The sequence below is a fragment of the Methylobacterium gregans genome (genome assembly GCF_022179245.1).
Lineage (GTDB): Bacteria > Pseudomonadota > Alphaproteobacteria > Rhizobiales > Beijerinckiaceae > Methylobacterium > Methylobacterium gregans.
This window is the reverse complement of record NZ_BPQM01000148.1, coordinates 1-6218: the sequence shown is the minus strand read 5'-3', so window position 1 is coordinate 6218 and position 6218 is coordinate 1. Positions and strand designations below refer to the sequence as shown.

The 6218-nt window shown below is 68.1% G+C and carries 5 protein-coding genes and 1 tRNA gene; 5 read left to right on the top strand and 1 reads right to left on the bottom strand.

Features of this window, described 5'->3' with window-relative positions:
• From MFF54_RS24610 to MFF54_RS24600, 3 genes are all read left to right on the top strand, one after another.
• The coding region (locus MFF54_RS24610) for a permuted SH3 domain-containing protein (RefSeq protein ID WP_506289943.1) at positions 1–352 on the top strand (352 nt) is incomplete at its 5' end.
• Between the two features lie 107 nt (positions 353–459).
• Complete coding sequence (locus MFF54_RS24605) at positions 460–3675, top strand: efflux RND transporter permease subunit (protein WP_238306831.1); 3216 nt, start codon at positions 460–462, stop codon at positions 3673–3675.
• Between the two features lie 133 nt (positions 3676–3808).
• On the top strand, positions 3809–4675 hold the full coding sequence (locus tag MFF54_RS24600) for an MBL fold metallo-hydrolase (RefSeq protein WP_238306830.1): 867 nt from the start codon (positions 3809–3811) through the stop codon (positions 4673–4675).
• Positions 4676–4871: 196 nt separating this feature from the next.
• On the opposite strand, the gene MFF54_RS24595 is transcribed toward MFF54_RS24600, so the two are convergent.
• Entirely contained in the window at positions 4872–5579 is a 708-nt protein-coding gene (locus MFF54_RS24595; protein ID WP_238306829.1) for a glutathione S-transferase N-terminal domain-containing protein, read from the bottom strand.
• Positions 5580–5707: 128 nt separating this feature from the next.
• Here MFF54_RS24595 and MFF54_RS24590 point away from each other — a divergent pair.
• Positions 5708–5784 (top strand) — tRNA-Pro (locus MFF54_RS24590).
• 33 nt (positions 5785–5817) lie between these two features.
• Complete coding sequence (locus MFF54_RS24585) at positions 5818–6129, top strand: ETC complex I subunit (RefSeq protein WP_238306828.1); 312 nt, start codon at positions 5818–5820, stop codon at positions 6127–6129.
• Positions 6130–6218: the final 89 nt, after the last annotated feature.

Genomic DNA, 6218 nt, shown 5'->3' with positions numbered 1-6218 from the left:
GTCCTTGTTCTCGACGGTGGCGCGCAGCAGCACCGTCGAGAACAAGGACGGCTTCATCAAGCCCGGCCTGTTCGGCATCGTCGCGATGCCGGCGACCAAGCCCTTCCAGGGCGTGCTGCTGCCCGACGAGGCGGTGTCGGCCAACCAGGACAAGCGCATCGTCTACCTTGTCTCCGAGGACGGCACGGCCTCGGCGCGCGACGTGAAGCTCGGGCCCAAGGTCGACGGCTACCGGGTGATCCGCGAGGGCCTGAAGGGCGACGAGACCGTGGTGATCAATGGGCTGGCCCGCGTGCGCCCGGGCGCCAAGGTGACGCCTGAGATGCAGACGCTGCCGCCGAGCAAGAGCTGACCGGGGCCGGTCCCGGGGACACGCTCCCCGCCGGCCGGTCTCCGACCCCATCCGCAGGTGACGCGAGGCATGGGCCCTTCCGGGGCGCCGGCCGAGAGGTTTGACCGATGCGCTTTGCCCATTTCTTCGTCGATCGGCCGATCTTCGCCTCGGTCACCTCGATCATCTTCCTGCTGCTCGGCTTCGTCGCCTACGAGACGCTGCCGGTCTCGCAGTATCCCGAGATCGTGCCGCCGACCGTGACGGTGCGCGCCTCCTTCCCGGGCGCGAACGCCGAGACAGTGGCCGCGACCATCGCGACGCCGATTGAGCAGGAGGTCAACGGCGTCGACAACATGCTCTACATGACGTCGTTGTCGACCAACGACGGCAACATGCTGCTGACCGTGACCTTCAAGGTCGGCACCAACCTCGATATCGCGAACGTTCTGGTCCAGAACCGCCTCTCGGTGGCCCAGCCCCGCCTGCCGCCGGACGTGCGCAACCTCGGCGTCACCGTGCGCAAGGCCTCGCCCGACCTGATGCTGGTCGTGCACCTCCTGTCGCCGAACAAGACCTACGACCAGAACTACCTCGCCAACTACATCTACCTGAACATCCGCGACGAGCTGCTGCGCCTCGACGGCGTCGGCGACATCTCGATCTTCGGCGGCAACGAGTACGCCGAACGGATCTGGCTCGACCCCCAGAAGCTCGCCGCCTACGGGCTGACCACCTCGGACGTCACCACGGCCCTGCAGGAGCAGAACGTGCAGGTGGCGGCGGGCGCCCTGAACTCGCCGCCGGCGGCCACGGGGCAGGCTTTCCAGCTCATCGTGCAATCGCAGGGGCGCTTCCAGACGCCGGAGGAGTTCGCGGAGGTCATCGTGAAGGCCTCCGACGGGCGCCTCGTGCGGGTGAAGGACGTCGCCCGCGTCGAGATGGGCCAGAAGGACTACACCACCAACTCCTTCCTCAACGCCACGCCCGCGGTCGGCATCGGCGCCTTCCAGCGCCCCGGCACCAACGCCCTCGCGGCGGCGGCCTCCGTCCGCAACGTGATGGAGAACCTGAAGAAGAACTTCCCGCCGGACGTCGAGTACCGCATCGCCTACAACCCGACGGAGTTCATCGAGGAGTCGATCCACGAGGTCTACAAGACCCTGTTCGAGGCGGTCGGCCTCGTCGTCATCGTGGTGCTGGTCTTCCTCCAGAGCTGGCGCACGGCCCTGATCCCGGTCCTGGCGATTCCCGTCTCGCTCGTCGGCACCTTCGCGGCGATGGCGGCCTTCGGCTTCTCGCTCAACAACCTCACCCTGTTCGGGCTGGTGCTCGCCATCGGCATCGTGGTCGACGACGCGATCGTCGTGGTGGAGAACGTCGAGCGCAACATGGCCGAGGGGCTCTCCCCCGGCGAGGCCGCGCACAAGACGATGGACGAGGTCGGCGGCGCCGTCATCGCCATCGCCCTGGTGCTGGCGGCGGTGTTTGTGCCGACCGCCTTCATCCCCGGTATCTCGGGCCAGTTCTACAAGCAGTTCGCGCTCACCATTGCGGCCTCGACGCTGATCTCGGCCTTCAACTCGCTGACGCTCTCGCCCGCGCTCTGCAAGCTCCTGCTGAAGCCGCACCACGCGCACGCGAAGCCGAAGTTCTTCCTCTTCCGCTTCGTCAACTGGCTGGCGGACCTGTTCAACCGCGGCTTCGACTGGCTGTCGCACACCTACTCGCGCACGATCTACGGGCTGACCAACTACACGGTCGGGCTGATCGCGATGCTGCTGGTCTACGCCGCGGTGATCGCGGGCACGCTCCACCTCGCCCAGACGACGCCCACGGGCTTCATCCCGGACCAGGACCAGGGCTACCTGATCGGCGTTGTGCAGCTGCCCTCCGGCGCTTCGCTCGACCGCACCACCGAGGTGGTGAACCGGGCCGCGGCCGCCGCCCGCAAGATCGAGGGCGTGACCAACACGGTCATCATCGCCGGCTTCGACGGTGCCACCTTCACCAACACCACGAACTCGGGCGTGATGTTCATCACGCTGGCGGGCGCCAAGGAGCGCGCCGCCCAGGGGCGCTCGGCGGCGGTCATCACCGGCGACGTGCTCAAGGCCACGGCCGACATCCAGGAGGCGCGGGTCATCGTGATCCCGCCGCCGCCGGTGCGCGGCCTCGGCCAGGGCGGCGGCTTCAAGATGCAGATCGAGAGCCGGCAGAGCTCGGCCATCGGTCCCCTGCTCGCCAATGTCGGCGAGATGCTGGGGGCCGCCAACCAGAGCAACGACGTGCAACGGGTGTTCACCACCTTCAGCAACGACACGCCGCAGCTCTACCTCGACATCGACCGTACGGTCGCCCGCATGCTGAACGTGCCGCTCGGCAACGTCTTCTCGACCGTGCAGGCGGCACTCGGCGGCGCCTACGTCAACGACTTCAACACGCTGGGCCGCATCTATCAGGTCCGCGTGCAGGGTGACGCGCGCTTCCGCGTCTCACGCCAAGACATCGAGCAGCTGAAGGTCCGCTCCTCCACCGGCGCGCTGGTGCCGATGGGCACGCTCGCGACCATCCGAGAGATCTCGGGCCCGCAGATCGTGCAGCGGTTCAACCTGTACTACTCGGTGCCCGTGCAGGGGGTGGCCAAGCCCGGCGTCTCGACCGGTCAGGCGCTCGACGCGATGGAGGAGATCGCCAAGAAGAGCCTGCCGGACGGCTACGCCTACGACTGGACCGAGATCGCCTTCCAGCAGAAGGCGGCGGGCGGCACCGCGATCTACGTCTTCGCGCTCGGCGTACTCCTCGTCTTCCTGGTGCTCGCCGCCCAGTACGAATCCTGGGCCCTGCCGCTCGCGATCCTGCTGGTGGTGCCGACGGGCGTGCTGGCCGCGCTCTTCGGGGTGCAACTCAGGGGGCAGGACAACAACATCCTGACCCAGATCGGCCTGATCGTGCTCATCGGCCTGGCGGCCAAGAACGCGATCCTGATCGTGGAGTTCGCGCACGACATCGAGAACAACGAGCGCAAAGGTCCGGTCGAGGCCGCGGTGCAGGCCTGTAAACTTCGCCTGCGCCCGATCCTGATGACGGCCTTCGCCTTCATCCTGGGCACCCTGCCGCTCGTCATCGCCACGGGCCCGGGCGCCGAGATGCGCCAGGCGCTCGGCACCGCGGTGTTCTTCGGCATGATCGGCGCGACCTTCTTCGGCCTGTTCCTGACGCCGGTCTTCTACGTGGTGATCCGCCGCTTCGTGCTCTGGATCGAGCGCAAGCGCGGCAAGCGCCCGCACGGCGAGGAGCCCGGCCACGACGGGCCCGGCGGGCATCCGAGCCCGGCCCACTGAGGGACCCTCGAACAGAACCCGCCGGCCGCGAGGCCGGCGGGTTTTTTGTCGCCGCCGCCCCATCTCGTCCGGGCTGCATTCAGGCGAGGCGCCTGATACCGCACGCCCCAGACACGATCCTAGAGGAGCGCCCGTGCCCGGATACCTGCCCTTCGCGGGCGCCCTGAAGCTGCCCGCCTACACCTGCGACAATTGCGGGTTCTGGCAGCGGCATTTCGAGGCGCCCCCGTCTTGCCCCATGTGCCTCGACGCCCGCCACGTGGTGCCGCAGGACGGCTGGCGCTTCCGCACCGAGCGGGAGGCGCAGGACGCCTTCCCGTGCCACTGGGAGGAACTGGAGCCCGGCGTCTGGCGCTTCTGGAACGATCCCGTCTCCGGCATCGGACCCTCCGCCTACCTGATCCAGACCGAGCACGGGAACATGGGCTTCGAGGGCTGCCCGGTCTTCAGCGCGGCGGCGCTCGACCAGATCGCCAAGCTCGGCGGCATGCAGGTGCTCTCGGCCTCGCACCCGCATTCCTACGGCGCGCTGGTGCAACTGCAGGACCGCTTCGACCCGGAGCTGTGCCTGCCTGCCGCCGACTTCACCTGGAGCGCGGCGCTCCAGGTCTCCTGGCCCTACGACGACTTTTTGGAACCGCTTCCGGGGCTCGAACTGCACCGGACGGCGGGGCATTTCGACGGTCACGCCGTGCTGTTCGACCGCAAGCGGAAGATCTGCTTCTGCGGCGACGCGCTGAAGTTCGAGCTGGAGCCGGGGGATTTCCGCCGGGCGCGGACCATCTCGGCCCACAAGGCCTTCGTGCGCGGTGTGCCGCTCACCGTGGCGGAGCTGCGCCGCTACCGCGACGTGTTCGAACGCCTCGACTTCACCCAAACTTGGACGCCCTTCGAGCCGGCCGCCAATTGCGGCCGGGCCGAGGTTCTGGCGCTCATCGACGGGATGCTGGGAACGCGCCCCCACGCGGCGCCGGTGCCATTGGACGAACTGCGGCGATAGCCCCGCCGCTCTCCCTCCCCCCTCTGCGGTGGAGGGTGGCCCCTGCGTCAGCAGGGGTCGGGAGAGGGGGCGACGCTGCAGGATCGGGCTCTGCCCTGCATGAGGGCTACGCCCCCCTCCTGAAGCTGTGGTCCCCTCTCCCGCCTCGCTTCGCTCGGCACCCTCCCCCCGCAGAGGGGGGAGGGTTGATCGACCGTCAGCGCTTCGTGTTTGCTGCCGTCTGGCCGAACATCACCTTCTTGGCCTCCTCGCTCATGGTCTGGCCGAGGTTCGGGTTGACCTCAGGCCCCTTCGCGTAGGCCGCCTGCGTGCCGGGCCGCGCCTGGATCGCCGCGAACCAGCGCTTGAGGTTCGGATGCTCGTCGAGGTTCTGGCCCTGCTTCTCGTACGGCACGATCCAGGGATAGCAGGCCATATCGGCGATCGAGTAGTCGGGGCCCGCGACGAAGGCGCGGTCGGCAAGCCGCCGGTCGAGCACGCCGTAGAGCCGGTTGGTCTCGTTGACGTAGCGGTCGATCGCGTAGGGTACCTTCTCGGGGGCGTACTGCGTGAAGTGGTGATTCTGGCCGAGCATCGGCCCGAGGCCGCCCATCTGCCAGAACAGCCATTGCAGCACCTCGGCCCGGCCCCGGATGTCGGCGGGGATGAAGCGGCCGGTCTTCTCGGCGAGGTAGAGCAGGATCGCGCCCGACTCGAACAGCGAGACCGGCGCGCCACCGCCGGCCGGCTCGTGATCAACGATCGCCGGCATGCGGTTGTTCGGTGCGATCTGGAGGAAATCCGGCTTGAACTGATCGCCCGCGCCGATATTGACCGGGTGGATCCGGTAGGGCAGCCCGGCCTCCTCCAGGAACATCGTGACCTTATGGCCGTTCGGCGTCGGCCAGTAGTGGAGATCGATCATTCGCAATCCTCGCGGCTCGCCCCTCGGGACGCGAGGTGGGACGTGGGGATCGTGCGGTCAAGCCGCGGTTTCCGTCGCGGCGCGTCCCTTGCCGCCGGAGCTTGGAATCCCTAGAAACAGTGCTGTGGCGGGGTGTAGCGCAGTCTGGTAGCGCACCTGGTTTGGGACCAGGGGGTCGTAGGTTCGAATCCTATCGCCCCGACCATTCTCATTCGTGTCCGGAGCCTTCCCAGTCGCCATGCCGAGCGCCCGCATCTACCAGCCCTCGAAGGAAGCGTCGCAGTCGGGGCTCGCCCGCACGAAGGTCTGGATCCTCGAATTCGACCAGACCGGCCCGCGCGAGACCGACCCGCTGATGGGCTGGACCGGCTCGGGGGACATGCTGCAGCAGGTGAAGCTCGAATTCGAGAGCCGCGAAGAGGCCGTGGCCTACGCCACGCGCGCCGGCATCAGCTACCGGGTCGAGGAGCCCCACAAGACGGTGGTCCGCAAGGGCCTGTCGTACTCCGACAATTTCAAGTTCAACCGTTCGGCGCCCTGGACGCACTGAAGGCGCGGTCGCTCTCCCTCGCAAGCGCGGGGGAGGGCACGCGGTGCGGTCATCGCTCACCCAGCGCGCCCACGAAAAAACCGCCGGCG